Annotated in this window: 24 protein-coding genes; 22 read left to right on the top strand and 2 right to left on the bottom strand. The window is 73.0% G+C overall.

The features are described from left to right. The 20 genes from bchB to ASF58_RS26750 all read left to right on the top strand — a co-directional run bounded on the left by bchB (nucleotide 1) and on the right by ASF58_RS26750 (nucleotide 22,393). The gene (bchB, locus tag ASF58_RS18965; protein WP_055956079.1) at nucleotides 1-1,542 is read left to right on the top strand and encodes a ferredoxin:protochlorophyllide reductase (ATP-dependent) subunit B; all 1,542 of its coding nucleotides are present in this window, start codon (nucleotides 1-3) and stop codon (nucleotides 1,540-1,542) included. Next, nucleotides 1,517-5,227 carry a magnesium chelatase subunit H gene (locus ASF58_RS18960; RefSeq protein WP_055956076.1) on the top strand — a complete coding sequence of 1,237 codons (3,711 nt, stop codon included), beginning with the start codon at nucleotides 1,517-1,519 and terminating at the stop codon, nucleotides 5,225-5,227. The genes bchB and ASF58_RS18960 overlap by 26 nt, the downstream gene beginning before the upstream one ends. After that, nucleotides 5,224-6,117: a ferredoxin:protochlorophyllide reductase (ATP-dependent) iron-sulfur ATP-binding protein gene (gene bchL / locus ASF58_RS18955; protein WP_055956073.1), complete on the top strand. Its 894-nt coding sequence runs from the start codon at nucleotides 5,224-5,226 to the stop codon at nucleotides 6,115-6,117. Before ASF58_RS18960 ends, bchL begins: the two co-directional genes overlap by 4 nt. 14 nt (nucleotides 6,118-6,131) lie before the next feature. After that, the gene (bchM, locus tag ASF58_RS18950; RefSeq protein WP_055956070.1) at nucleotides 6,132-6,833 is read left to right on the top strand and encodes a magnesium protoporphyrin IX methyltransferase; all 702 of its coding nucleotides are present in this window, start codon (nucleotides 6,132-6,134) and stop codon (nucleotides 6,831-6,833) included. A gap of 17 nt (nucleotides 6,834-6,850) precedes the next feature. Beyond that, entirely contained in the window at nucleotides 6,851-8,248 is a 1,398-nt protein-coding gene (locus ASF58_RS18945; protein ID WP_055956554.1) for an MFS transporter, read from the top strand. 12 nt (nucleotides 8,249-8,260) lie between these two features. Next, entirely contained in the window at nucleotides 8,261-9,037 is a 777-nt protein-coding gene (gene puhA / locus ASF58_RS18940; RefSeq protein ID WP_055956067.1) for a photosynthetic reaction center subunit H, read from the top strand. After that, nucleotides 9,034-9,747: a photosynthetic complex putative assembly protein PuhB gene (gene puhB, locus ASF58_RS18935; RefSeq protein ID WP_244477401.1), complete on the top strand. Its 714-nt coding sequence runs from the start codon at nucleotides 9,034-9,036 to the stop codon at nucleotides 9,745-9,747. The genes puhA and puhB overlap by 4 nt, the downstream gene beginning before the upstream one ends. 4 nt (nucleotides 9,748-9,751) lie before the next feature. Continuing rightward, complete coding sequence (gene puhC, locus ASF58_RS18930) at nucleotides 9,752-10,228, top strand: photosynthetic complex assembly protein PuhC (RefSeq protein WP_055956064.1); 477 nt, start codon at nucleotides 9,752-9,754, stop codon at nucleotides 10,226-10,228. Further along, a complete protein-coding gene (locus tag ASF58_RS18925) occupies nucleotides 10,228-10,527 on the top strand; it encodes a hypothetical protein (RefSeq protein ID WP_055956547.1) in 300 nt (99 codons plus the stop codon). The genes puhC and ASF58_RS18925 overlap by 1 nt, the downstream gene beginning before the upstream one ends. A gap of 44 nt (nucleotides 10,528-10,571) precedes the next feature. After that, the gene (gene acsF, locus ASF58_RS18920) at nucleotides 10,572-11,615 is read left to right on the top strand and encodes a magnesium-protoporphyrin IX monomethyl ester (oxidative) cyclase (protein WP_200930229.1); all 1,044 of its coding nucleotides are present in this window, start codon (nucleotides 10,572-10,574) and stop codon (nucleotides 11,613-11,615) included. A gap of 1 nt (nucleotide 11,616) precedes the next feature. Next, nucleotides 11,617-12,468 (top strand): putative photosynthetic complex assembly protein PuhE, encoded by an 852-nt coding sequence (gene puhE, locus ASF58_RS18915; RefSeq protein ID WP_082513180.1) that lies wholly within the window; start codon nucleotides 11,617-11,619, stop codon nucleotides 12,466-12,468. Between the two features lie 106 nt (nucleotides 12,469-12,574). Then, nucleotides 12,575-13,792, top strand: coding sequence for a 5-aminolevulinate synthase (gene hemA / locus ASF58_RS18910; RefSeq protein ID WP_055956058.1), 1,218 nt, complete (start codon nucleotides 12,575-12,577; stop codon nucleotides 13,790-13,792). Between the two features lie 102 nt (nucleotides 13,793-13,894). Continuing rightward, a complete protein-coding gene (bchI, locus tag ASF58_RS18905) occupies nucleotides 13,895-15,010 on the top strand; it encodes a magnesium chelatase ATPase subunit I (RefSeq protein WP_156375798.1) in 1,116 nt (371 codons plus the stop codon). Then, nucleotides 15,007-16,710, top strand: coding sequence for a magnesium chelatase subunit D (locus tag ASF58_RS18900; protein WP_055956055.1), 1,704 nt, complete (start codon nucleotides 15,007-15,009; stop codon nucleotides 16,708-16,710). Before bchI ends, ASF58_RS18900 begins: the two co-directional genes overlap by 4 nt. Before the next feature lie 10 nt (nucleotides 16,711-16,720). Then, nucleotides 16,721-17,632 (top strand): alpha/beta fold hydrolase BchO, encoded by a 912-nt coding sequence (bchO, locus tag ASF58_RS18895; RefSeq protein ID WP_055956052.1) that lies wholly within the window; start codon nucleotides 16,721-16,723, stop codon nucleotides 17,630-17,632. A gap of 98 nt (nucleotides 17,633-17,730) precedes the next feature. Further along, entirely contained in the window at nucleotides 17,731-18,321 is a 591-nt protein-coding gene (locus ASF58_RS18890) for a GNAT family protein (RefSeq protein ID WP_156375797.1), read from the top strand. 439 nt (nucleotides 18,322-18,760) lie between these two features. Continuing rightward, nucleotides 18,761-19,393, top strand: a complete 633-nt coding sequence (locus ASF58_RS18885) for a LysE family translocator (protein ID WP_055956049.1) — start codon at nucleotides 18,761-18,763, stop codon at nucleotides 19,391-19,393. 108 nt (nucleotides 19,394-19,501) lie between these two features. After that, entirely contained in the window at nucleotides 19,502-21,028 is a 1,527-nt protein-coding gene (locus ASF58_RS18880) for a phytoene desaturase (protein WP_055956046.1), read from the top strand. Between the two features lie 115 nt (nucleotides 21,029-21,143). Continuing rightward, complete coding sequence (locus ASF58_RS18875) at nucleotides 21,144-22,235, top strand: phytoene/squalene synthase family protein (RefSeq protein ID WP_055956540.1); 1,092 nt, start codon at nucleotides 21,144-21,146, stop codon at nucleotides 22,233-22,235. Then, complete coding sequence (locus ASF58_RS26750) at nucleotides 22,232-22,393, top strand: hypothetical protein (protein WP_200930226.1); 162 nt, start codon at nucleotides 22,232-22,234, stop codon at nucleotides 22,391-22,393. The genes ASF58_RS18875 and ASF58_RS26750 overlap by 4 nt, the downstream gene beginning before the upstream one ends. A gap of 6 nt (nucleotides 22,394-22,399) precedes the next feature. On the opposite strand, the gene ASF58_RS18870 is transcribed toward ASF58_RS26750, so the two are convergent. Continuing rightward, entirely contained in the window at nucleotides 22,400-23,299 is a 900-nt protein-coding gene (locus tag ASF58_RS18870; RefSeq protein WP_200930225.1) for a carotenoid 1,2-hydratase, read from the bottom strand. Further along, nucleotides 23,257-24,780: a 1-hydroxycarotenoid 3,4-desaturase CrtD gene (crtD, locus tag ASF58_RS18865; RefSeq protein WP_244477400.1), complete on the bottom strand. Its 1,524-nt coding sequence runs from the start codon at nucleotides 24,778-24,780 to the stop codon at nucleotides 23,257-23,259. Before crtD ends, ASF58_RS18870 begins: the two co-directional genes overlap by 43 nt. Before the next feature lie 96 nt (nucleotides 24,781-24,876). On the opposite strand from crtD, the gene ASF58_RS18860 reads away from it, so the two are divergent. After that, nucleotides 24,877-25,746 carry a polyprenyl synthetase family protein gene (locus ASF58_RS18860; protein ID WP_055956038.1) on the top strand — a complete coding sequence of 290 codons (870 nt, stop codon included), beginning with the start codon at nucleotides 24,877-24,879 and terminating at the stop codon, nucleotides 25,744-25,746. A 1-nt stretch (nucleotide 25,747) separates the two neighbouring features. Next, nucleotides 25,748-26,899 carry a methyltransferase gene (locus tag ASF58_RS18855; protein ID WP_055956035.1) on the top strand — a complete coding sequence of 384 codons (1,152 nt, stop codon included), beginning with the start codon at nucleotides 25,748-25,750 and terminating at the stop codon, nucleotides 26,897-26,899. Nucleotides 26,900-26,930 lie beyond the last annotated feature (31 nt).

Below are 26,930 nucleotides of genomic sequence, written 5' to 3'. Positions count from 1 at the left end.
ATGCAGCTCACGCTCTGGACCTACGAGGGCCCCCCGCATATCGGCGCCATGCGGATCGCCACCGCCATGCGGGGCCTGCACTACGTGCTGCACGCGCCGCAGGGCGACACCTATGCGGACCTGCTGTTCACCATGATCGAGCGGCGGGACGCCCGCCCGCCGGTGACCTACACCACTTTCCAGGCGCGGGACCTCGGCGCCGACACGGCCGCGATCTTCCAGGATGCCGTGGCGCACGCCTACGCCCGCTTCCGTCCGCAGGCGATGATCGTCGGCGCCTCCTGCACCGCCGAGCTGATCCAGGACGATCCGGGCGGCCTCGCCCGCGCCCTCGACCTGCCGATCCCGGTCATTCCCCTGGAGCTCCCGGCCTACCAGAAGAAGGAGAACTGGGGGGCCTCGGAGACCTTCTACCGCCTGGTCCGGGCGCTGGCCGGCGGCACCGCTGCGCCGCGCGCCGGGCGCCGCCCCCTCTGCAACGTCCTCGGCCCCACGGCCCTGGGGTTCCGCCACCGCGACGACCTCGTCGAGATCACCAAGATCCTCGGGGCGCTGGGCATCGACGTGAACGTGGTCGCCCCGCTCGGCGCCACGCCGGCCGATCTCGGACGCCTGGGCGAGGCCGACTTCAACGTCGTGCTCTATCCCGAGATCGCCCGCGCCGCCGGCCTGCACCTGCAGAAGACCTTCGGTCAGCCGATGGTCGAGATCGTCCCGATCGGCGTCCAGGCCACCATCCGCTTCGTCGAGGCGGTGGCCGCCGCCGCCGGGGTCGACCCGGCTCCCGTCCTCGCCGGCGCCCCCTCGCGCCTGCCCTGGTACGCGCGCTCGGTCGATTCGACCTACCTCACCGACAAGCGGGTCTTCATCTTCGGCGATGCCACCCACGCGCTGGCCGCCGCCCGGGTCGCCGCCACGGAGCTCGGCTTCCGGGTGGTGGGTCTCGGCACCTACACCCGCGAATTCGCCCGCGAGGTCCGCGCCGAGGCGGCCCTGCACGGCATCGAGGCCACGATCACCGACGATTATCTCGACGTCGAGGCGGCGATCCAGGCCGCGGGGCCCGAGCTCGTGCTCGGCACCCAGATGGAGCGCCACATCGCCAAGCGCCTCGGCCTGCCCTGCGCGGTGATCTCGGCCCCGGTCCACGTCCAGGATTTTCCCGCGCGGCACGCGCCGCAGATGGGTTTCGAGGGCGCCAACGTCCTGTTCGACACCTGGGTCCATCCCCTGATGATGGGCCTGGAGGAGCACCTGCTCGGCATGTTCCGCGAGGATGCCGAGTTCCACGGGGCGGCCGCGCCCTCGCACCTGCCCCGGCATGGCACTGCCCCGGCCGCAGCCCACACGGAGGCGCTGCCCGCGCAGGCCGAACCGATCCGCGTCGCCTGGGCGACCGAGGCCGAGAAGGAACTGAAGAAGATCCCGTTCTTCGTGCGGGGCAAGGCCCGCGCGAACACCGAGCGCTTCGCGCGGGAACGCGCCCTGCCGCTCATCACCGTCGAGACCCTGTACGATGCCAAAGCGCATTTCGGACGCTGAGCGCCCGGCGCTCCGGGTCGTCCTCGTGACGATGGACAACCATGTGGCGAGCGCCCTGGAGCGCGCCCGCCAGCGCCTGGCGCGCGACCTGCCCGGCCTCGTCCTCGACTTCCACGCCGCGGCCGCCTGGGACACCGACCCGGCCGCCCTGGACGCCTGCCGGGCCGACATCGCCCGGGGCGACATCGTCATCTCCACCATGCTGTTCATGGACGAGCACGTCCGGGCCATCCTGCCGGCCCTGCTGGCGCGGCGGCCCCAGTGCGACGCGATGATCGGCTGCCTCTCGGCCAGCGAGGTGGTGAAGACCACCCGCCTCAACCGCTTCGACATGGACGGCAGCAAGCGCGGCGCCCTGGACTTCCTGAAGAAGCTGCGCGGCAAGCCCGGCGCCCAGGGCAACGGCGCCCGCCAGATGGCGATGATCCGGAAGCTGCCCAAGATCCTGCGCTTCATCCCGGGCTCGGCCCAGGACGTGCGCGCCTACTTCCTCACCCTGCAATACTGGCTCTCGGGTTCGGACGAGAACATCGCCAACCTCGTGCGCTTCCTGGTCGGCCGCTACGCCGCCGGTCCGCGCGAAGGCTGGCGCCGGATCGCGGCCGCGCCCGCACCGTTGAGCTACCCCGAGACCGGGCTCTACCACCCGCGCATGGCCGGCCGCATCGGCGAGGACCTGGCGAAGGTGCCGGCGCCCACCGTCCCGGCGAAGGGCCGCGTCGGCCTGCTCGTCATGCGCTCCTACGTGCTGGCCGGAAACACCGCCCATTACGACGGCGTCATCGCTGCCCTGGAGGCGCGGGGTCTCGCCGTCGTGCCGGCCTTCGCCAGCGGCCTCGACAACCGCCCGGCGGTGGACGCCTTCTTCCGCCGCGACGGGCGCCCGAGCATCGACGCCCTGGTCTCGCTCACCGGCTTCTCCCTGGTGGGCGGCCCCGCCTACAACGATGCCGCGGGGGCCCAGGCGCTCCTCGGCGAACTCGACGTGCCCTACCTCGCGGCCCACGCGCTGGAGTTCCAGACGCTGGAGCAGTGGGAGGGGTCCGACCGGGGCCTCTCGCCGGTCGAGGCCACCATGATGGTGGCGATCCCCGAGCTCGACGGCGCCACCGCCCCGATGGTGTTCGGCGGGCGCTCCAGCCGCTCCCTCGGCGCCAGCGCCCGCGACATGGTCGTGCACCCCGAGCGCGCCGACATGCTCGCCGCCCGCATCGAGCGCCTGGTGGCCCTGCGCCGCAAGGTGCGGGCCGAGCGCCGGGTCGCGGTGGTGCTGTTCGGCTTCCCGCCCAATGCCGGCAGCATCGGTACCGCGGCCTTCCTGTCGGTCTACCACTCGCTCCACAACACCCTCGTGGCGATGGCGGCCGAGGGCTACGCGGTCGAGGTGCCCGAGAGCGTCGATGCCCTGCGCGAGGCGGTGCTCGCCGGCAACGCCGCCCGGTTCGGCACGCCCGCCAACGTCCATCACCGCATTTCCGCGGACGAGCACGTCCGGCGCGAGCGGCACCTCGCCGAGATCGAGGCCCAGTGGGGCCCGGCTCCGGGGCGCCAGAACAGCAACGGCGCCCAGATCTTCGTGCTCGGCGCACGGTTCGGCAACGTCTTCGTCGGCGTGCAGCCGGGCTTCGGCTACGAGGGCGATCCGATGCGCCTGCTGTTCGAGCGCGGCTTCGCCCCGACCCACGCGTTCTCGGCCTTCTACCGCTACCTGCGCGAGGATTTCCGCGCTGACGCCGTGCTGCATTTCGGCACCCACGGGGCGCTCGAATTCATGCCCGGCAAGCAGACCGGCCTCTCCGACGCCTGCTGGCCCGAGCGCCTGATCGGCGCGCTGCCGCACGTCTACCTCTACGCCGCCAACAATCCGTCCGAGGGCCTGCTCGCCAAGCGTCGCTCCGCCGCGACCCTGGTGAGCTACCTGACCCCGAGCCTGGCCCAGGCCGGACTCTATCGCGGCCTCATCGACCTCAAAGCCTCGATCGAGCGCTGGCGCGGCCTGGAGCCCGGCGCCGTCGCCGAGCGCCGCGACCTCGCCGAGCTGATCCAGGCCCAGGGCGCCGGCCTCGACCTCGTGGCCGCCGAGCCGGCCTGGGACGCGGATCTCGCCGGCCATGTCCATCGCCTCGGCGCGGCGCTCCACGAACTGGAGCACACCCTGATCCCGCACGGCCTGCACGTCACGGGCGCCGCCACCCCGCCGGAGGAGCGGGCCGACATCCTCCTCGCCCTCGCGGAAGCCAGCCACGGCCTCGTACCGGTTCGCGCCGGGCTCCAGGCCCTCGTCGCCGGGAGCGAGATCGACGTCGCCCTGGCGCAGGGCGGCCTCGGCCTCACCGACGCGAACCGCGCCGCCTTCGCGGCCTTGCGCGAGACCGATCGCCTGTTGTCACAGGATCACGAGATCCGGGGCCTGCTCGCCGCCCTCGACGGCCGCTTCATCGCCCCCGTGGCCGGCGGCGATCTCCTGCGCAACCCGGACATCCTGCCCACGGGGCGCAACCTCCACGGCTTCGATCCCTACCGGCTGCCCTCCGCCTTCGCCCTCGCCGACGGGGCCCGCCAAGCGGCCCGCCTGCTGGCGCGCTTCCGCGACGAAGGGGCGGCGCTGCCCGAGAGCATCGCCCTGGTGCTCTGGGGCACCGACAACCTGAAGAGCGAGGGCGGCCCCATCGCTCAGGCCCTGGCGCTGATCGGCGCGGCTCCCCGCTTCGACGGCTACGGCCGCCTCTGCGGCGCCACCCTGATCCCCCTGGACACCCTCGGACGACCGCGGATCGACGTCGTCGTCACCCTGTCGGGGATCTTCCGCGATCTGCTGCCCCTGCAGACCCGGCTCCTCGCGGAAGCCTCCTACCTCGCCGCCACGGCCGACGAGCCGGTGGAGCGGAACTTCGTCCGCAAGCATGCCCTGGCGCTCCAGGCCGCGCACGGCATCGACCTCGAGACCGCGGCGCTCCGGGTCTTCTCCAACGCGGAGGGCACCTACGGCGCCAACGTCAACGCGCTGGTGGAATCCGGCCGCTGGGAGGAGGCGGACGAGATCTCCGAGACCTTCGCCCGGCGGAAATCCTTCGCGTACGGCCGCACGGGCGTTCCCAGTGCCCAGCGCGCCCTGATGGGGGCGGTGCTCGCCACCGTCGACCTCGCCTACCAGAACATCGACTCGGTCGAGGTCGGCGTGACCTCGGTGGACCACTACTTCGACGGGCTCGGCGGCATGGGACGCGCCGTCGCCGAGGCCCGCGGTGCGGCGGTGCCGATCTTCATCAGCGACCAGACCCGCGGCGAGGGCGTGGTGCGGACCCTGACGGAGCAGGTCTCCCTGGAGACCCGCACCCGGATGCTCAACCCGAAATGGACCGAGGGCATGCTCGACCACGGCTACGAGGGCGTGCGCCAGATCGAGGCGCACCTCACCAACACCCTGGGCTGGTCGGCCACCACCAACGGCGTCGCCCCCTGGGTCTACCAGCGCATCACCGAGACCTACGTCCTCGACCCCGCGATGCGTGCGCGCATGGCGGCTCTCAACCCGACCGCTTCGGCCAAGGTGGCTCACCGGCTGATCGAGGCGCACCAGCGCGGCTTCTGGACCCCCGATGCGGAGACGCGCGACGCGCTCGACCGCGCCGAGGAGGAGCTCGAGGACCGCGTCGAAGGCATCACCGCAGGGGTCGCCGCATGAACATCGCCATCCGCAATCCGGTCACGGCGCGCCAGCCCGAGGGCAGCGTCCAGGTCGAGCTCGACCCGAACCTCAAGATCGGCACCGCCAAGGTGTTCGCGGTCTACGGCAAGGGCGGCATCGGCAAGTCGACCACCTCGTCGAACCTGTCGGTGGCCTTCTCCAAGCTCGGCAAGCGCGTGCTGCAGATCGGCTGCGATCCCAAGCACGACTCGACCTTCACGCTGACCAAGCGCCTGGCCCCCACCGTGATCGATGCCCTGGAGGCGGTACAGTTCCACTCCGAGGAGCTGCGCATCGAGGACTTCGTCGCCGAGGGCTACAACGGCGTCATGTGCGTCGAGGCCGGTGGACCCCCCGCCGGCACCGGCTGCGGCGGCTACGTCGTCGGCCAGACCGTGAAGCTCCTGAAGGAGCACCACCTTCTCGAGGACACCGACGTGGTGATCTTCGATGTACTCGGCGACGTGGTCTGCGGGGGCTTCGCCTCGCCGCTCCAGCATGCCGACCAGGCGCTGATCGTCACCGCCAACGACTTCGACTCGATCTTCGCCATGAACCGGATCGTCGCGGCGATCCACGCCAAGGCCAAGAACTATCCGGTGCGGCTCGGCGGGGTCATCGCCAACCGCTCGGCCAAGACCGACGAGATCGACCGCTTCAACGCCGCGACCGGCCTGGAGCGCATCGCCCACTTCCCCGACCTCGACGTGGTCCGGCGCTCGCGCCTGAAGAAGTCGACCCTGTTCGAGATGGAGCCGACGCCGGAGCTCGAAGCCGTCACCACCGAGTACATGCGCCTCGCCGCCCATCTCTGGGCCGGCGGCAAGCCGCTGAACGCGCTCCCCATGAAGGACCGCGACCTGTTCGAATTCCTCGGCTTCGATTGAGCGGGCGCCCCACCATGACCTCGCACAGCTACGCCGCCCGGCGCTCTCAGCTCACCACCTACTTCGACCGGACCGCCGTCGAGGCCTGGGCCCGGCTGACCTCGGACGCGCCGGTCTCGAAGATCCGCGCCACGGTGCGGGCCGGGCGCGATGCCATGCGGGCCAACCTCCTGTCCTGGCTGCCCGCCGACCTCACCGGCCGGCGCCTGCTCGATGCCGGCTGCGGCACCGGGGCCCTGAGCCTGGAAGCCGCCCGCCGGGGCGCCGAGGTCGTCGCCATCGACGTCTCGCCGACGCTGATCGGCCTGGCGCGGGAGCGCACCACCCTGTCGGGGCCGGGACGGATCGACTTCCGGGTCGGCGACATGCTCGACCCGGCGCTGGGCCGGTTCGACGTCGTGGTCGCGATGGATTCGCTGATCCACTACGCCACGCCCGACATCGTGCAGGCGCTGGCGGCGCTGGCGGCCCGGACCGAGGCCGGGATCCTGTTCACCGTGGCGCCGCGCACGCCCCTCCTCACCCTGATGCACATGGCCGGCCGCGCCTTTCCGCGCGCCGACCGGGCGCCCGCCATCGTGCCTGTCGGCGAGGCGGACCTGCGCCGCCGCCTGGCCGCCGAGCCGGCCCTGGCCGATGTCCGGATCGCGCGGGCGCACCGGGTCAACAGCGGGTTCTACCTGTCCCAGGCCTTCGAACTCCGGCGGGCACCGTGACCCGCCTCGGCGCGTCCATGGCCCGCGCGATCCAGCGCGTCGGCCCCGGCTTCCTGCCCTTCGCCGACGCGGCGACGGCGGAACTGCCGATGGGGCGCCTGCTGCGGCTCGCCCTGTTCCAGGTCACGGTCGGCATGGCCGCGGTGCTGCTCATCGGCACGCTCAACCGGGTGATGATCGTCGAGCTGGCGGTCCCGGCCTGGATCGTCGCCGTGATGCTGTCCCTGCCGCTGATCTTCGCGCCCTTCCGCGCCCTCGTCGGGTTCCGCTCGGACACCCACCGTTCGGTCCTGGGCTGGCGCCGGGTGCCCTACATCTGGTTCGGCACCCTGCTGCAGTTCGGCGGGCTGGCCATCATGCCCTTCGCCCTGCTGATCCTGTCGGGCGACACCACCGGCCCGGCCTGGCCCGGTCACGTGGCCGCCGCGCTCGCCTTCGTCATGGTCGGCGCCGGCCTCCACACCACCCAGACCGTGGGCCTGGCGCTGGCCACCGATCTCGCCCCGGCCCATGCGCGGCCCCGCGTGGTGGCGCTCCTCTGCGTCATGCTCTTGGCCGGCATGGTAGTCAGCGCCGTCGCCTTCGGGCTGCTGCTGGCGGATTTCTCGGCCCTGCGCCTGATCAAGGTGATCCAGGGGGCGGCCCTCCTCACCGTCGTGCTCAACGGCATCGCGCTGTGGAAGCAGGAGCCGCGGTCGCCCGCCCGCACGGCGCGCGACCTGCCGCGCCCGGCCTTCGCGCAATCCTGGGCACTCTATGCCGGCAAGGGCCGGGCGCGGCGCCGCCTCGTCGCCACCGGGCTCGGCACCGCCGCCTTCTCGATGCAGGACATCCTGCTCGAACCCTATGGTGGGCAGATCCTGCACCTGCCGGTGGCCGCCACCACGGCGCTGACCGCGCTGCTCGCCGCCGGCGGCGGCCTCGGCCTCCTCGTCGCGGCCCGCTGGCTCGACCGGGGCGGCGACGCCTTCCGGGTCGCGGCCTCCGGCGCGGGGGTGGGCATCGCGGCCTTCTCCGCGGTGGTCTTCGCCGCCCCCCTGGATTCCGCCCGGCTGTTCGCCGTGGGCGTCGCCCTGATCGGCCTCGGCGGCGGCCTCTTCGCCCACGGGACGCTGACGGCCTCCATGGCCAAGGCCGGCCCCGAGGATACGGGTCTCGCCCTCGGGGCCTGGGGCGCGGTCCAGGCGAGTGCCGCCGGCCTCGCCATCGCGGCGAGCGGCATCCTGCGCGATCTCGGGGCGCATCTCGCCGAATCCGGCCGGCTCGGCGAGGCGCTGAACCTGCCCTCCACCGGCTACCTCATCGTCTACCACCTGGAGATCGCGCTGCTGTTCGCGACGCTGCTGGCCATCGGCCCGCTCGTCCGCGCCGAGAGCCGGGCGCCTCTCCCCCGATCCCTGCCCCGCTCAGCTTGAAGGAGACCGGCCATGCCGAGAGGTGAAATCACGGGCTACGTCGACGTCGCGCAGGTGGTCCTCTACGCGTTCTGGATCTTCTTCGCCGGTCTCGTCTTCTACCTGCGCCGCGAGGATCGCCGCGAGGGCTACCCGCTCGAATCCGAGGCCGCCCGCGGCCGGGCGATGCCGCCGGACCCGTTCCTGATCCCCTCGCCGAAGGAATTCCTCCTCTCCAACGGCCACGTGAAGCACGCGCCCCAGACCGGCGAGCGCACCCCCTGGAACTATCGCGGCCACAAGCACGAAGTCTGGCCGGGCGCGCCGCTCGAGCCCGATACGGACGGCCTGCACGACGCCATCGGTCCCGGCTCCTACGCCAACCGCGAGGACAGCCACGACGAGACCTGGGATCGCGAGAAGCGCATCGTGCCCCTGCGGGTCGCCGAGCACTTCATGGTCCACGAACTCGGGCCGAACCCCATCGGCATGTCGGTGTTCGGGGCCGACCGGCAGGTGGCCGGAACCGTGAGCGATCTCTGGGTCGATCGCGGGGAATCCATGGTGCGCTACTACGAGGTCGAGCTCGGCGCCGGCGGCCGACGGGTGCTGATGCCCGCTACCTTCTGCCGGACCGGCCGGTTCTCGCAGCGCGTGACCTGCGAAGCCCTGCTGGCGCACCAGTTCGCCGACGTCCCCACCACGAAGGACCCGGATTCGGTCACCCTCAACGAGGAGGAGCGCATCATGGCGTTCTACGGCGGCGGCACCCTCTACGCGACGCCCACCCGGCAGGAGGCCATCCTGTGAGCCGGTCCAGCCTGCGGCCCACGCCGCACAACCCGAAGACGCGGGCCGCGCCGCACCTGCCCGCCAACGCCTTCGACGCGCCGCCCGGACTGCCGGCGCCGCTGCCGGCCGGCGAGCACATCCTCTGGCAGGGCCGCCCCTGCGGTTTCGGCATCGCCTTCCGGGCGCTGCATCTGCGCCTGGTCGGCCTCTGGTTCGCCGGGCTGGCCCTCTGGGCGGCGCTCCCGGCGGCCCTGGCCGGACAGGGGCGGGAGGCCGCCTCCCTCGCCCTGCCGACCCTGGCGATCGGCACCGGCGCGGTGCTGCTCCTGAGCGTCCTCGGCTGGCTCTCGGCCCGCACCACCACCTACACCATCACCAACCGCCGGGTGGTGATGCGGATCGGCATCGCCCTGCCGATGACCCTGAACCTGCCCTTCGCCCTGGTGGAGGAGGCGGGCTGCCACCTCTACCGCGACGGCAGCGCCGATCTGCCCCTGCGTCTGCGCCCGGGCAACCGCGTCGCCTACCTCCACCTCTGGCCCCATGCCCGGCCCTGGCAGGTGAACCGGCCCGCGCCGATGCTCCGCACCGTGGCGCAGGGGGCCGAGGTGGCCGCAATCCTGGCCCGCGCGCTGGCGGCCCATCGCGCGGCGCCGGAGGAGGCCGCCGGCCCGGTCATCCTGAGGCCGCGCGCGGCCCCCGTCCCACGCCTCGCCACCGCGAGTTGATCCCATGACTCCAGCGAACCCGCATCCCCTCGCACGCACCGCCGGCCGCACCTCGCGGGGCCTCGTCCTCGGCGTCGGCCTCCTCCTCGGCTTCGTCGTCGCGGCCGTCACCGTCGGCCGGGTCGAGAGCATCGGCCTGACCCGGATGGCGCCGGCGCGCCCCGTCCAGAGCCTCGCCCTCCGGGTCGACGACGCGGCGGACGGCGCGATCACCCTGCGGGAGGCCGAGCACGGCGACCTCGTCGCCACCGTCCGGCCCGGTGAGGACAACTTCATCCGCGCCACCCTGCGGGGCTTCGCGCAGGGGCGGCTCCGGGCCGGCCTGCCGCGCGACGTCCCCTTCCGCCTGACGCGCTTCGATGACGGCTCGCTCCGGCTCGACGACGCGCTCACCGGCCGCAGCGTCGATTTCGGCGCCTTCGGGCCCTCGAACTTCGCCGCCTTCGCCCGCCTGATGCCTCGAGACGGAGCCGCACGATGATGGCCTGGCTGAACGGACGCCGCACCGTCGACGTCCCCTGCACCGTCGAGATCGAGCAGACCCCCGAGAGCCTGCACGCCCACGTGGTCCTCGACGCCGGCTTCGAGATCGAGCCCGGCGACGCCGTGCAGGTGCACGACGCACCCACCTCGGTGCCCTACGGCGAACGCCTCGTCGTGCGCCGGACCGCCACCGTGACCCGCGCCGGCCGCCTCGAGCGGCTCTGGACCAAACTCGCAGGCCACCTCGAACTCACCGAACTCTACGAAGTCAGCTTTTCCGAGAGGAGGCGCCTGTGACCGCAGCCATCCAGCAGTCCGTTCCCAAGGCTCCCGCGCCGAAACTGCCCCTCAACGAGGCCACCAAGGCCGCGCAGGAGACGACGTTCCTGTCCCCGCGCTTCTACACCACCGACTTCGAGGAGCTCGACCGCACCGACGTCGAGCCCGTCCGGGCGGAGTGGACCAAGCTCATCGCGGAGCTGCGCGCCGATCCGAACAAGCGCCACTTCACGCGCAACGCGGATTTCGACTGCGACATGTCCGGGCTCGACCCGGCCCTGCGCAAGGAGTTCATGGACTTCCTGGTGTCGTCGATCACCGCCGAGTTCTCGGGCTGCGTGCTCTACGCCGAGATGCGGAAGCGCGCGAAGAACCCCGACATCCGCGAGCTGTTCGGCTTCATGAGCCGGGACGAGGCGCGCCATGCCGGCTTCATCAACGACGTGCTGAAGGATTTCGGCATCGGCGTCGATCTGGGCTTCCTGACGCGTTCGAAGAAGTACACCTTCTTCCGGCCGAAGTTCATCTTCTACGCCACCTACCTGTCGGAGAAGATCGGCTACGCCCGCTACATCACCATCTTCCGGGAGCTGGAGCGCAAGCCGGAGCGCCGCTTCCACCCGATCTTCAAGTGGTTCGAGAAGTGGTGCAACGACGAGTTCCGCCATGGCGAGGCCTTCGCCCTGCTCATGCGCGCCAATCCGAAGCTGACCTCGGGCCTCAACCGCTACTGGATCAAGTTCTTCCTCCTGGCGGTCTTCGCGACGATGTATGTCCGCGACCATTGCCGGCCGGCCTTCCACGAGGCCCTCGGCGTCGATCCGACCGATTACGACTTCCAGGTCTTCCGGATCACCTCGGAGATCTCGAAGCAGACCTTCCCGCTGACGCTGGACCTCGACAATCCGCGCTTCAAGCAGGCCCTCGACCGGCTGCTCGCCTGCTCGGTGGGCATCGCCGATGCCAAGGCGCAGGGCGGCCTGCTCGGCCGGCTCAAGCAGGGCGCCTGGGTCGCCGCCTCGGCGCTGAACTTCGCCCGGCTCTACGCCCTGCCGACCCGCGACAACCCGATGCCGGCGGAGATCCGCCTCGAGCCGGTTTGGTAGGATGGCCGCCTACGCGCTTCCCGCCCTCTATGCGGTGCTGGTCTGGTGGTTCTCCACCGGCCTGATCCTGCTCCTCGACCACCGCCCGCGCGCGACGCACGGGGTCAGCATGGCGGCGGGCACCGGCGTGCTCGCCCTGGCCCTCTGGGCCATCGGCGCCTCGGCCGGGGATGCCAGCGCGGGAAGCGCGTACGTCGCCTTCACGGCGGCCCTGGTGGTCTGGGGCTGGCAGGAGATGAGCTACTACATGGGCTTCGTCTCCGGCCCCCGGGCGGAGGGCTGCCCGCCCGATGCGCGGGGCTTCCGGCGCTTCCGGGCGGCGGCGGCCACCAGCCTGTGGCACGAGGCGGCCATCGTCGCCGGCGGCCTCGCGATCCTGGCCCTGACTTGGCGCCAGGCGAACCTCTTCGCCCTGTGGACCTACCTCGTCCTGTGGGGAATGAACCTCTCCGCCCGGCTGAACCTGTTCCTCGGGGTGCGCAACCTCAACGCCGAGTTCCTGCCCGAGCACCTCGCCTATCTCGGCAGCTACCTGCGGGTGCGCGCCATGAACCCGCTGTTCCCGGTCTCGGTCACGGCGGCCGGCCTCGCCACCGCCGCCCTGGTGCTGGCGGCCCTGGCCGAGGGCGTCAGCGCCCACGAGGTCGCCGGACTCAGCATCCTGGCCACCCTGATGGCGCTCGCCACCCTGGAGCACGGCTTCCTGATGCTGCCGCTGCCCTCGGCCGCGCTCTGGCAGTGGAGCCTGCCGAAGCTGGACCGGCGCGGACCGGTGCCGTCGCCGGTCCCGGCCGCGCGCGGGGAGGGCGCCCGCGTCGGCGAGCCCTGCCTCGCCGAGGCCGAGGGACGCTGAACCGTTTCCCGGTCCGCTCCGGCGGACCGGCGCGATCGACGCCGCCGCGGCGGCAGGAGAGGCGAGCGGGCCAGAACCCGCCGTGCAACGAGGGAAGGGGACGGGCATGAACTACGAAGAGATCTTCGGCTCTGCTTTGGCCGGCCTGCATCGCGAGGGACGCTACCGCGTCTTCACCGACCTCGAGCGGCAGGCGGGGCGCTTCCCGCACGCCACCCACCACACGCCGTCCGGCACGCGGCCGGTCACCGTCTGGTGTTCCAACGACTACCTCGGCATGGGCCAGAACCCGGCCGTGCTCGACGCCATGCACGAGGCCCTGGACCGCTGCGGGGCCGGGGCCGGGGGTACCCGCAACATCTCGGGCACCAACCACTACCACGTGCTGCTGGAGCGCGAGCTCGCGGACCTCCACGCCAAGGAGGCCGCGCTGCTCTTCACCTCCGGCTACGTCTCGAACTGGGCGGCCCTCGGCACCCTCGGGAGCCAGCTCCCCGGCTGTGCGATCTTCTCGGATGCCGGCAACCACGCCTCGATGATCGAGGGCATCAAGGCGAGCCGCGCCGAGCGCCACATCTTCCGTCACAACGACCCCGAGGATCTCGACCGCAAGCTGCGCCTGGTCGACCCGGCCCGGCCGAAGATCGTGGCCTTCGAATCGGTCTACTCGATGGACGGCGACATCGCCCCGATCGCGGAGATCTGCGACGTGGCCGAGGCGCACGGCGCGCTGACCTATCTCGACGAAGTCCACGCGGTCGGTCTCTACGGCGCGCGGGGCGGCGGCATCTCGGAGCGCGACGGCCTCGCCCACCGCCTCGACGTGATCGAGGGCACGCTCGGCAAGGCCTTCGCGGTCCATGGCGGCTACATCACCGGCTCGGCCAAGCTCTGCGACTTCGTGCGCAGCTTCGCCTCCGGCTTCATCTTCACCACCTCCCTGCCGCCCGCCGTGGCGGCGGGGGCCGCGGCCAGCATCCGCCACCTCAAGGCGAGCGGGGCCGAGCGGGCCCGGCACCAGGAGAGGGTCGCCGCGGTCCGCGCCCGCCTCGACGCCGCCGGCATCCCCTATCTGCCGAACGACAGCCACATCGTGCCCGTGATGGTCTGCGATCCCGTGCTGTGCAAGGCGATCAGCGACACCCTGCTCGACGAGTTCGGCATCTACGTCCAGCCGATCAACTACCCCACCGTCCCGCGCGGCACCGAGCGCCTGCGGATCACGCCGTCGCCCCTGCATTCCGACGCGGATATCGACCACCTCGTCGGCGCGCTGAGCACGATCTGGGGCCGGATGGGCGTCCAGCGCGCGGCGGCCGAGTAGGACGCCCGCGAACCCTCCGCCCGTTTGGGGGGGAGGGGACTCCGTACGCGGCTTCGCGCAAGGAAGTTCAAGCCCATGATCGTGAACGGATCGATCCGAGCGATGTCCCTGAAACCGGTCTCGGCGGCGTCGGCGAGCGAGACCCCGCCGATCCTGCGGGCCGCCGGGTCGGGCAAGGCGCCGCGAACCAACCCGGGCGGGGCCGCGCCGACCTTTCCCTTCTCGGCCATCGTCGGTCAGGACGAGATGCGCCGGGCGCTGCTGATCGCGGCCGTCGATCCGTCCGTGGGCGGCGTGCTGGTGTTCGGCGACCGCGGCACCGGCAAGTCGACGGCGATCCGCGGCCTCGCCGCCCTGCTGCCACCGATGTCCGCGGTGGTCGGCTGTCCCTATGCCTGCGATCCCGGTCGCCCGGCCGAGCAGTGTCACCTGTGCCGCGAGAAGCCGGTCCTGCGCGCCGAATCCATCCCCGTCCCGGTGGTGGACCTGCCGCTCGGCGCCACCGAGGACCGGGTCGTCGGCGCCCTCGACCTGGAGCGCGCCCTGACCCGCGGGGAGAAGGCCTTCGAGCCGGGCCTGCTGGCCCGGGCCAATCGCGGCTTCCTCTACATCGACGAGGTCAACCTGCTGGAGGACCATCTTGTCGATCTCCTCCTCGACGTCGCCGCCTCGGGGGTGAACACCGTGGAGCGCGAGGGCCTGAGCATCCGCCATCCGGCCCGCTTCGTCCTCGTCGGCAGCGGCAACCCGGAGGAGGGCGAGTTGCGGCCCCAGCTCCTCGATCGCTTCGGCCTCGCCGTCGAGGTGACGACGCCCACCGACCTGCCGACCCGCATCGACGTGGTCCGCCGCCGCGACGCCTACGAGCGCGATCCGGCGGCGTTCTGCGCCGGCTACGCCAAGGCCGACCGCGCCATCCGCAAGGCGCTCACCGCCGCCCGCGCCCGGCTCCCCGGCCTCGGCGTGCCCGACGCCACCCTGGAGGCCGCGGCGCGGCTCTGCCTGGCGCTGGGCACCGACGGCCTGCGCGGCGAACTCACGCTGATGCGGACCGCCCGGGCGCTCGCGGCCTACGAGGGCGCCGAGACCGTGGGCCTCGACCACCTGGCCCGGATCGCCCCCTCGGCCCTGCGCCACCGGCTGCGCCGCAATCCCCTCGACGAATCGGGCTCCACCGCGCGGGTCGCCCGCGCCGTGGAGGACCTCCTCGCCCGATGAGCCCCGCCTGGGCCCGCGCCCTGCGCGTGGCGCGCCTCGTCGCCACCGATCCGCAGGTTTGCGGCGGTGTCGTCGTCCGGGCCGGGGCCGGCCCGGTGCGGGACCTCTGGCTCGACCGTCTCGCCGGCGAACTCGGACCCGGCCGGCCCTTCCGCCGGATGCCGGCGGGCATCGCCGACGACCGCCTCCTCGGCGGGCTCGACCTCGCCGCGACTCTGGCCGCTGGGCGCCCCGTCGCCCAGTCCGGCCTCCTGGCCGAGGCGGATGGCGGGTGCGTGGTCGTGCCGATGGCGGAGCGCCTCTCGCCCGGCACCGCCGCCCGCCTCGCCGCCGCCCTGGACACCGGCGAGGTCCGGGCGGAGCGCGACGGGCTGGCCGCGCGGGCGCCGGCGCGGATCGGCCTCATCCTCCTCGACGAAGGGCAGGGCGACGACGCCCGGGTTCCCGAGGCCCTGGCCGATCGCCTGGCCTTCCGCCTTGACCTCACCGGCATCGCCTGGGGCGAGACGCAAGGGGCGGCGGCCGAAGCCGAGCCGAACCCGGCCGAACCGGACGTCGACATCGACATCGACGCTGCGGTGGCGGATCTCTGCGGAGTCGCGGTCGCCCTCGGCATCGCCTCCCTGCGGGCCCCGCTGCTGGCGCTGCGCGTCGTGCGCCTCCTGGCGAAAGAGGGAGCGCTCGGCACGGCGGATCTCCGCGAAGCCGCCTGCCTCGTCCTGGCGCCGCGCGCCACGCGCCTGCCCCCGAGCCCGGAGGAGGCGGACGCTGCGCCGCCGGAGCGGTCCGAGCCGCCGGCGCCGGACGATGCCGCGCCCCCTGAGGCCGGCCTCGAACCGGGGGCCGAGAGCCTCGTCGAGGCCGCCCGCGCGGCGATCCCGCCGGATCTCCTCGCCCGGCTGGCGCAGGCCGGCCCGGCGCCGTCCGCGCCGAAGGCCGGCCGCGTCGGCGCGGTGATGCAGGCGCCGCGCTCCGGGCGTCCGGCCGGCATAAGGCCTGGCTCGCCCCGCACCGGCCGCCTCGCCCTCCTGCCCACCCTGCGCGCCGCCGCTCCCTGGCAGCGTTTGCGGGCTGGCGCCGGGGGAGCCCCGCGCCTGATTCAGGTGCGGAGCGAAGATTTCCGCATCACCCGGTTCCGGCAGTGCAGCGAGACCACCACCATCTTCGCCGTCGATGCCTCCGGCTCGGCCGCCCTGGAACGCCTCGCCGAAGCGAAGGGCGCCGTCGAACTGCTCCTGGCCGAGGCCTATGTCCGCCGCGACAAGGTCGCCCTGGTGGCCTTCCGGGGGAGCGAAGCCGAGATCGTGCTGGCGCCCACCCGTGCCCTGGCCCGGGCCCGGCGCGGCCTCTCGGCCCTGCCGGGGGGCGGGGGCACGCCCCTCGCCGCCGGCCTCGACGCCGCCGGCGACCTCGCCCGCGCCGTCCGGCGCAGCGGTGGAACCCCGGTGGTGGTGGTGCTCACCGACGGGCGCGCCAACGTCGCCCGCTCCGGTGCGCCCGGCCGGGCCGCGGCCGGCGCCGAGGCCCTGAACGCCGCCGGCCTTCTGCGGGCCGCCGCGATCCGCACGATCCTCATCGACACCGCGGCGCGGCCGCAGGAGGCCGCGTGGCGCCTCGCCGAAGCGATGGGCGCGCGCTATGTCCCGCTTCCCTACGCCGATGCCGCGGCCATGAGCACCGCGATCCGCTCGGCCCGCTGAAGGATCTGCGATGCCTGCGCCGAGCGACCGGCCCCAGTGGGAGCGCGACGGCGCGGATTGGCCCAACCGCGCCGCGAGCCGCTTCGTCCGGGCCGCCGACCTGACCTGGCACGTGCAGGAGTTCGGGGCGCCCGACGCGCCCGTGGTCCTGCTCCTGCACGGCACCGGGGCCGCCACCCATTCCTGGGCGGGCCTCGCGCCGCGGCTCGCCGACCACTTCCGGGTCGTGGCCCCGGACCTGCCGGGCCACGGCTTCACCGACCCGCTGCCCGCCGGGCGCCTGTCCCTGCCCGGCATGGCGGCGGCGATCCGCGACCTGCTGCGCAGTCTCGACCTGTCGCCGGACCTCGTGGTCGGGCATTCCGCCGGCGCGGCGATCCTGGTCCGGCTCTGCCTCGACGGGCTCGCGCCCCGCCTGCTGGTGGCCCTGAACGGCGCGCTGACGCCGTTTCCGGGCCTCGCCTCGGTGCTGTTCCCGGGGCTCGCCCGGATGCTGTTCCTCAACCCCGTCACCCCGCGGATCTTCGCCTGGACCGCCGACCGTCCGGCGGTGGAGCGCCTGATCCGCGGCACCGGCTCGCGGCTCGACGCCCGCGGTCTCGAGCTCTACCGGCGCCTCTTCCGCTGCCCGGGCCACGTGGCCGGTGCGCTGGGCATGATGGCGAACTGGAACCTCGCCGCCCTCGACCGGGAGATCGGCCGGCTCGCGGTGCCGACGCTGCTCCTCGTCGGCGGGGACGACAAGGCGATCGCCCCCGAGACCGCCTTCGCCCTCAAGGACCGGCTGCCCCAGGCCCGGGTCCGCCTGATCCGCAATCTCGGGCACCTCGCCCACGAGGAGGACCCGGGGCGCATCGCCGACGCCATCATCGCGGCCTACGGGGAGCAGATCGCTGCGGGACACCCGTCCGCCGGGGCTTGACGCGGCCGCGGCCCGGTCGCACCGACGGACGCAGGATGTCCGATTGCGGATGTCCGGAGACGGCGCCGGCCCGGCGCCTGTCCGCGAGGTTGCTGTCCATGGCCCTGACGCCCGTCACCCTCACCGGCCGGCATGTCGAACTCGTGCCGCTGGCGCTGGACCACGCCGCGGCCCTGTCCGAGGCGGTGCAGGACGGCCAACTCTGGCGCCTCTGGTACACGGCGATCCCCGCGCCGGAGCGGATGGCCGCCGAGATCGAGCGCCGCCTCGGCCTGCAGGACGCGGGCACGATGCTGCCCTTCACCGTCCTCGACGGACCCGGCGGCCGTCCCGTCGGGATGACCACCTACATGAACATCGACGCCGCCGGGCCGCGGGTGGAGATCGGCTCAACCTGGTACGCCGCACGGGTCCAGCGCTCCCCCCTGAACACCGAGGCGAAGCGCCTGCTGCTGGGCCACGCCTTCGAGACCCTCGGCTGCCTTGCCGTGGAATTCCGCACCCATGTGATGAACCAGGCGAGCCGGCGTGCCATCGAGCGCCTCGGGGCGCGCCTCGACGGCATCCTGCGCCACCACCAGCGCCTGGCGGACGGCTCCCTGCGGGATACCTGCGTCTACAGTATCGTCGCGCCGGACTGGCCGACCGTGCGGACCCACCTGACCTGGCAGTTGGCGAAGTCGCGCTAGCGCGACTTGGGAGGTGGAGACGCCGCGCTAGCGCGACTTGGGAGGTGGAGACGCCGCGCTAGCGCGGTCTGGCATCCCGCTCCGCCTGCGGGTCCCCGCGATGCTGATACCAGTCCCAGACGAGATAGGCAGGGACGGGCAGGATGATTGCGAAGAAGATCCAATCGAACATTTGCGGCATGGCAGAGCCCTCTGGTTCGGACGACCTCTGATATTGACGGGTCGTCGCGGGCCAATGTTCCCTGATCGTCCGCACGATCGGTCTCAGCCGGGATCCCTTCCGCCAGGGTTTACCGGTGGGGGTTGTGGTCGCCCGGCGATTTCCCGTGGCCATCGCGCCGCCGATGCGGGAAGACGCGGGGCCGGCGCGGATCGCAGTCGGTCGCGGCCGCCTCCCGGGCCGGCGTCCCCTTAAGCTTCACACGGAGTTGGACCCAAGGTGCCCGGAACCACGAGCCTCCTCGCCTTCGCGGCGATCGCCCTCGGCATGGCCCTGACGCCCGGGCCGAACATGGCCTACCTGATCTCGCGCTCGATCTGTCAGGGGCCGCGGGCCGGCCTGATCTCCCTGGGCGGCGTCGCCCTCGGGTTCGTCGTCTACATGCTGTGCGCCGCCTTCGGCCTCACCGCCCTGGTCCTGGCGGTGCCCTATGCGTACGACGCCATCCGCCTCGTCGGCGGCCTCTACCTGCTCTGGCTCGCCTGGCAAGCGGTCCGCCCGGGCGGGCGCTCCCCCTTCGCGGTGAAGGCCCTGCCGCAGGATAGCCCCCGCAAGCTGTTCCTGATGGGCTTCCTGACGAACCTGCTCAATCCGAAGATCGCGGTGATCTACCTGTCGCTGCTGCCGCAGTTCATCGATCCCGCCCGGGGCAGCGTCTTCGCCCAGGCCCTGAGCCTCGGGGCGATCCAGATCGCCCTCAGCGTCATGGTCAACGCCGCCGTCGCGCTCTCGGCGGGGGCGATCGCCCTGTTCCTGACGCGCCGGCCCTCCTTCGCCCTCGTCCAGCGCTGGGTCATGGGAACGGTCCTGGCCGGCCTCGCCGTCCGGATGATGACCGAAGCCCGCCGCTGAGCCTGCCCCGACGCCCGTCGCGTGCGGGATCCCGGCGAACGTCATGCGTAGGGAGCGCCCGCAGAATCGCGCTTGCGCCCGACGGCCTGACGCGAATAGTGTCAGTCTATGTTGACACTCGCCGACTCGCCGAGCCTCGCGACGACCCGGTCTCCCCGCCCGCACGCGGTGGTGATCGGCAGTGGCTTCGGCGGGCTGGCGGCGGCGGTGCGTCTCGGCGCCCGGGGCTACCGGGTGACGGTGCTGGAGCGCCTGGATCAGCCCGGCGGACGGGCCCGCGTCCACCGCCAGGACGGCTTCACCTTCGATGCCGGGCCGACCATCGTCACGGCGCCGTTCCTGTTCGAGGAGCTCTGGAGCCTGTGCGGGCGGCGCATGGCCGACGACGTCACCCTGGCGCCGATGCTGCCGTTCTACCGCATCCGCTTCCCGGACGGCGCCACCTTCGACTATAGCGGCGACCCGGAAGCGATGCGGGCCGAGGTGGCGCGGTTCTCGCCCGAGGACGTCCCCGGCTACGAGCGCTTCATGGCGCGCAGCGCCGCGATCTGCCGGGTCGGGTTCGAGGAACTCGGGCACGTCGCCTTCTCGTCGGTCCGCGACATGCTGCGGATCACGCCCTCGCTGCTGCGCCTCGGCGGCCATCGCTCGGTCTACGACCTCGTGGCGCGCCATATCCGCGACGAGCGCCTGCGCACCATCTTCAGCTTCCATCCCCTGCTGATCGGCGGCTCGCCCTTCCGGGCCAGCGCCATCTACTGCCTGATCGCGCACCTAGAGCGCCGCTGGGGCGTGCATTTCGCCATGGGCGGCACCGGCCGCCTGGTCGACGGCCTCGTCGGGCTGATCGCGGGGCAGGGCGGCGCCGTGCGCTACCGGGCCGACGTGGCCCGGATCGACGTCGCGGCCGGGGCGGCCACCGGAGTCACCCTCGCCGACGGCACCCGCATCCCCGCCGACATCGTCGTCTCGAACGCCGATTCCGCCGAGACCTACCTGTCGCTGCTCGGCGAGGAGGGCCGGTCCTGGCACCGGGCGAAGCTCAAGGCCTCGTCCTCCTCCATGGGCCTCTTCGTCTGGTACTTCGGCACGAACCGGCAGTTCCCGGACATCGCCCACCACACCATCCTGATGGGGCCGCGCTACCGCGCGCTGATCGAGGACATCTTCGTCCGCAAGGTCCTGGCGCCGGATTTCAGCCTCTACCTGCACCGCCCCACCGCCACCGACCCGCTCCTGGCGCCGCCGGGCTGCGATGCCTTCTACGTGCTGGCCCCGGTGCCGAATCTCGCCGGCGGGCAGGACTGGTCGGTGCTGGGCGAACCCTACCGGAAGGCCATCGCCGACAGCCTGGAGGGCTCGGTGATGCCGGGCCTCTCGGACGCGATCGTCACCTCCCGCGTCACCACGCCGGCGGATTTCGCCGGCGATTTCCGGAGCTTCCGCGGCTCCGGCTTCGGCCTCGAACCCGTGCTGACGCAATCGGCCTGGTTCCGTCCGCACAACGCCTCGTCGGCGTTCCGCAATCTCTACCTCGTCGGCGCGGGCACCCATCCGGGGGCCGGGCTCCCCGGCGTCCTGTCCTCGGCCAAGGTCCTCGACACGGTGGTGCCGGATGCGCGTCTCTTCGCCTGACAGGTCGCAGGGTCTCACCCGCCGGCCCGAACCGCTTCCGCCCGAACCCCTCCGGCCCGCGCTCACCCTGTTCGACGCCGTCCGGCGCGGGCCGGAGCGGCCGCCGCTCTGGGCGATGCCCCACGCGGATGCGGCCGACCATGCCGCCTGCCGGGCCGCGATCCGAGACGGGTCGCGCAGCTTCTTCGCCGCCTCCGCCCTGTTGCCGGCGCGAGTCCGGCGCCCGGCCTACGGGCTCTACGCCTTCTGCCGCCTCTCCGACGATGCCGTCGACGACGCGATCTCCCGCGACCGTCCGGCCGCCCTGGCGCGCCTCGCAGCGCGCCTCGCCCGCATCTACGACGACGCCCCGTCCGATTCGCCCCCCGACCGGGCCATGGCCGACCTCGTGGCCGCCCACAGGCTGCCCCAGGCCCTGCCCGCCGCCCTCATCGAGGGGCTGGCCTGGGACGCGCAGGGGCGGCGCTACGAGACCCTGTCCGACCTCACCGCCTATGCGGCCCGGGTCGCCGGCAGCGTCGGCGCGATGATGACCGTGCTGATGGGCGTGCGCGACGGCGCCGTGCTCGCCCGCGCCTGCGATCTCGGCGTCGCCATGCAGTTCACCAACATCGCCCGCGACGTCGGCGAGGACGCCCGGGCCGGGCGGCTCTACCTGCCGCTGGCCTGGATGCGGGAGACCGGCCTCGACCCGGACGCCTTCCTGGCGAACCCGGTCGCGGGCCCGGCGCTGCGGGCGATCGTCGGTCGCCTCCTCGCGGTCGCCGAATCACTTTACGCGCGCGCCGAGGCCGGCATTCCCGGGCTTCCCCTGGATTGCCGGCCCGCCATCCGGGCCGCCCGCCTGATCTACGCCGAGATCGGCCGCGATCTCGAGCGACGCGGCCTCGACCCGATCGCCAACCGGGCGCGGGTGCCCGGCCGTCGCAAGGCCGTCCTGATGGCCCGCGCGCTGCTGCCCTTCACCGCAGGAAACGGCTTGGCTCGGCCCGACTTGGTCATGCCCGAATTACTCATGCCCGGCTCGGTCATGCCCCACCGGATCGCGCTGCCCCTGGCCGAGACCGCCTTCCTGGTGGAGGCCGTGGCCGCCCAACCCGTGCCGGTGCCCCCCGCCTGGTGGAACGTTCCCGCCCAGGTCGCCCGGGTCCTCGACCTCATCGAGACCTTGCGCGAGCGCGAGGCCACGGTCCCGGCCGGTCCGTGACCGACCCGCTCTTCGCCGCCTTCGACATCGGTCTCGTCTTCGCGCTCGCCCTGGGGTTGGCGACCTGGCAGCTCGTGGTCCTGAAGCGCGGCATCCGGCGCGACCGGGCGGCGGCCGCGCGCGCGGCCGCCGAGCAGGCCGAGGGCCCGCCGGCCTGATCCGCCTCAGCGCGTCCGGCGCGGCATCCGGAACGGCAGCATCAGCCGCACCAGGGGGTGGCTGAAACGCGTGAGCGACAGGCTCTCGTGGACCGGTCGCACCGCCTCGCCGCGCAGGGTCGCGCGGAGACAGGACCGCGCGTAGAACGGCGTGTCCTCGAAGGTTCGCGCGACCTCCACGCGATCATCGTCGCTCCGCGTACTGCGCGGCATGCGCCAGAACCGCGTCGGCGGCAGGGCGACGCGCCGCGGCGGGTCGATGTCCCGGGGCGTCCCGTCGGCGGCGAAGCACAGGGTGAGTTCCTGCCGGGTGCCGTCCGTCCGGTTGACGTCGTACAGGATCGCCGCCCCGTCGCGCAGGTCGGCCCGGCACCAGGTCCAGTCGCGAAAGGCGGCCTCGAGCGACGTGTCGCCGTGGTTGGTGTCGAAGTAGGCGGTTCCGCGCCAGGCGATCCCGGGCTCCTCCAGCGCCACCTCGACCGGGGAGGAGGGCGCCATCGGCCACCAGCGGTGCTGGCCCGCCGCATCGAGAGGGCGCGGGCCCGGCGTGAAGCCTCCCGGGCGCAGGCGCACCGTCCCTCGGACCCGGGCGGGGATCGGCGCCGTCACCTCGTCGAGGCGGATCGTCAGCGTGGTGCCGTCCCAGGACAGGCCGCTCGGCCCGATCTGGATGTGGTCGGCATCCCGGTTCAGACTCTTCCGGCCCCGCTCGGTCATGCAGAAGCGGTTGGCCCGTTCGCCGTAGAGCACGACGTTGACGGCGCAGTGGTCGAAGGGGTCGCGGCTGGGGTCCCAGGCGTAATAGGGCGAGAACACGCTGCCGATGAAGGCGATGATGGTCAGGCCCTGGCGGCCGTCCTCGCTCAGGGCATCGACGTACCACCAGACGTAGCCGTCGCGATCCACCCGCGTATCGAAGCGCGGGCGCCGCTCCGGTCCCGCAGCAGGCTGTCCGCCGCGATCCGCCCGGACTGCGCCGCCATCGGCACCCCCGGACCCGGATGCACGCTCCCCCCCGCGAGGTAGAGGCCCGGAATCCGCGTACGGGCGCCCGGGCGCTTGAACGAGGCCATCCAGCCGTGGGACGCCCGCCCGTAGAGCGCGCCCGCCGATCCCGGGAACAGGTGCGCGAACTCCGCCGGGCCCGTCGTCACCGGATCCGCCGTCTCCGAGAGGGTCAATCCGCTCGCGCTCAGGCGCCGCCGCATCGTGGTCACGCATGTCTCGATCTCCGAGGGGCTGAAGGTCCGGGCCGGGGCGTTGACGAGGCAGAGCAGGCGCTCGGGCCGATCCGACGGAGCGCTCGCGTCGGATCGGTCCTGCGCGCAGACATAGACCGTGGGATCGTCCGGCAGGTGCCCGGCCCGAATGCGCGCGAACTCCGCCGCGTAGTCGCCGGAGAAGAACACGGTGTGCCGCGCGAGCGGGAAGCCCGCGGCACGCGCCTGCGCGCAGACCGTAACCGCCGAGAGCGAGCGCTCGGAGGCCGGAACGGTCTCTGCGGCCCGGGCCGCGTCGCGTCCGAGCAGGCCATCGGCCAGGGCCGCCACGTCGGCGTTGCAGATCACAGCATCCGCGGGGAGCCGCTCGCCGTCGTCGAGGTCGACGCCGACGACGCGGCCGCCCTGCACGGCGATGCCGCGGGCGGCCGTCCCGTAGCGAAAGGCGGCGCCGCGCTCCCCGGCCAGCGCGGCGACCGCGCCGGCGAGGCGGCTGAGGCCGCCGGCCACGTGCCAGACGCCCTGGCTCTCCACGTGGGCCACCAGCATCAGGGTCGCGGGCGCCGCGAAGGGCGACGAGCCGCAATAGGTCGCGTAGCGGCCGAAGAGCTGCCGCAGCCGCGGATCGGTGAAATAGTCGCCGAGGGCGCGCCACAGGGTGGTGAAGGGCTGGATGCGCCAGAGGTCGCCCAGGCCCGAGAGGCCGGCCTGTCGGGTCAGGTCGATCGGGCTCGGGCGCTCGCCCCGGATGAAGGGCCTCTCCAGGGTGGCGTAGACCTCGGCGGCGCGGGCGCGGAACCGACGGTATCCGTCGCGCGCGCGCGGCCCGGCGAATTCCGCGATCGCCGCCTCCGAGGCGTCCGGATCGGCGTGGAGGTCGAGCTGTTCGCCGGGCCTCCAGGCATGCCGGGCCAGGATCGCGGCCGGCTCCAGCCCGACATGGGCGCCGAGGTCCGCGCCGCATTCGGCGAAGATTTCCTCGAAGACCCAGCGCATCGTGAACACGGTGGGGCCGGCATCGACCGCCGTCCCGCCCACCGGGACACGCCGCATCTTGCCGCCCGGCCGCTGCCCCCGTTCCAGCACCGTCACGTCGAGGCCCGCATGGGCGAGCCGCAGCGCGGCGACCAGACCGCCTATGCCGGCACCGATGACGACGACCTTCACGTGGCTTCCTCCCGTCAAGCGGATCCGTCTTGACGACTGTCAATAAATACTGACACTTTGAGTACGCAAGAACAAGTGACACGGGAGAGACGGCCAATGGACGCCAACCGTCGCATCGAGACCGCCCTCGACGCCGCCGTCGCGCACCTGGAGGCGCCCGGAGCGCCGCCACGCCTCGCCGAGTCGATCCGCTACGCCGTCTTCCCCGGCGGGCACCGGATCCGCCCGCGCCTGTGCCTGTCCGTGGCCCGGGCCTGCGGCGACGACGATCCGGCAGCCTCGGACGCCGCGGCCGCTGCCATCGAGCTCCTTCACTGCGCCTCCCTCGTCCACGACGACCTGCCCTGCTTCGACGATGCGCCCCTCCGGCGCGGCCAACCCTCCGTCCACGCCGCCTTCGGCGAGCCCCTCGCGGTGCTGACGGGCGACGCCCTCATCGTCTCGGCCTTCGAGACCCTCGCGCGCGGCGCGGCCCGGAATCCGAAGCGGCTGGCCGCCCTCGTCGGCCTCGTTGCCCGGGCGGCCGGTTCGCCGTCGGGAATCGCCGCCGGTCAGGCCTGGGAATCGGAGCCGACCGTGGCGTTGACCGAGTATCAGCAGGCCAAGACCGGGGCGCTGTTCGCCGCCGCGACGGTCACGGGGGCCGCCGCCGCGGGCGCTCCGTCGCTGCCCTGGCGACTCCTCGGGGAATGCCTGGGCGAGGCCTACCAGGTGGCCGACGATCTGCGCGACGTCGCCTGCCGCCAGGAGGAGGTCGGCAAGCCCGTCGGCCGCGACTCGACGCTCGGTCGCCCGAACGCGGCCGCGCTCCTCGGGATGGGCGGGGCGCTCACGCGCCTGAAGCGCCTGGTGCGCGAGGCCGTCGAGGTCATCCCGGATTGTCCCGGCGCCGAAACGCTGCGCACCGAGATCGAGGCGCAAACCCGGCTCTTCCTGCCGGCGAGCCTTGCGCGGGAGCTGGCGTGAGGTGGCGCGCGGCGCCACCCTCGATCCACCGCTTCCGCCCGGCACCGGGGGGCTCCGGGCGCGCTGGTACGCGCTCCGGGCCCGCATCATCGCCGATCCGCGCTTTCAGCGCTGGGCCGCCGGCTTTCCGCTGACGCGGCGGATCGCGCGGTCGAACACCCGCGCGCTGTTCGATCTCTGCGCGGGGTTCACCTACTCGCAGGCGCTGTTCGCCTGTGTCCGGCTCGACCTCTTCGGCCTCCTGTCGGACGGCCCGGTGCCGGGCGCGGCGCTGGCCCACCGGATGGGGCTGTCCCCCGAGGCCGGGACGCGTCTGCTCAAGGCCGCGGCCTCCCTCGGCCTGATCCGCGGGCTGCCGGACGGCCGCTATGTCCTGGCCGATCTCGGGGCGGCCCTGATCGGGAACCCCGCGATCGGCCGGATGATCGAGCATCACGCGCTGCTCTACGACGACCTGCGCGATCCCGTCGCGCTCCTGCGCGGCGAGGCGGGACCGACCCGTCTCGGCGGATACTGGCCTTATGCCCTCGGGGACGGGGCCGCGCTGGAGGCCGCGGCGGTGGCCTCCTATAGCGGGCTGATGTCGGCCTCCCAGGCGCTGATCGCAGCGGATATCCTCGAGGCCTACCCGATGCGCCGCCATCGCTGCCTCATGGATGTGGGCGGTGGCGAGGGCGCCTTCCTGGCGGCGGCCGGCCGCCTCGCGCCGGCGCTCCAACTCCGACTCTTCGACCTGCCGGCGGTGGCGCATCGCGCCACGGAGCAGGTTGGCCGGGCCGGGCTCGCGGGCCGCTTCCAGGCCTTCGGCGGCAGCTTCCTGTCGGACCCGCTCCCGCTCGGCGCCGACGCCATCAGCCTGGTGCGGGTGGTGCACGACCACGGCGACGCAACCGTCCGCATCCTGCTCAAGGCCGCGCACGCGGCGCTTCCCCCCGGCGGGCGTCTCATTCTCGCCGAGCCCATGAGCGGTACGCCCGGCGCCGAGCCGGTCACCGACGCCTATTTCGGCCTCTACCTCCTGGCGATGGGCAGCGGGCGCTGCCGCACCGTCGGGGATCTGACGGCGCTCCTCTCCGAAGCCGGCTTCCGACGCAGCGTCGAAGTCGCGACGCGCCGTCCGCTGTTGACCCGGCTGCTCGTGTCAACGCGATAAGACAGCGTTATTGTAAGTTTATCTTGACGTT

The sequence above is a fragment of the Methylobacterium sp. Leaf125 genome (assembly GCF_001423085.1).
Taxonomy (GTDB): domain Bacteria; phylum Pseudomonadota; class Alphaproteobacteria; order Rhizobiales; family Beijerinckiaceae; genus Methylobacterium.
Note: the sequence above shows the minus strand (reverse complement) of the source record. Positions and strands in the feature narration are given on the sequence as shown.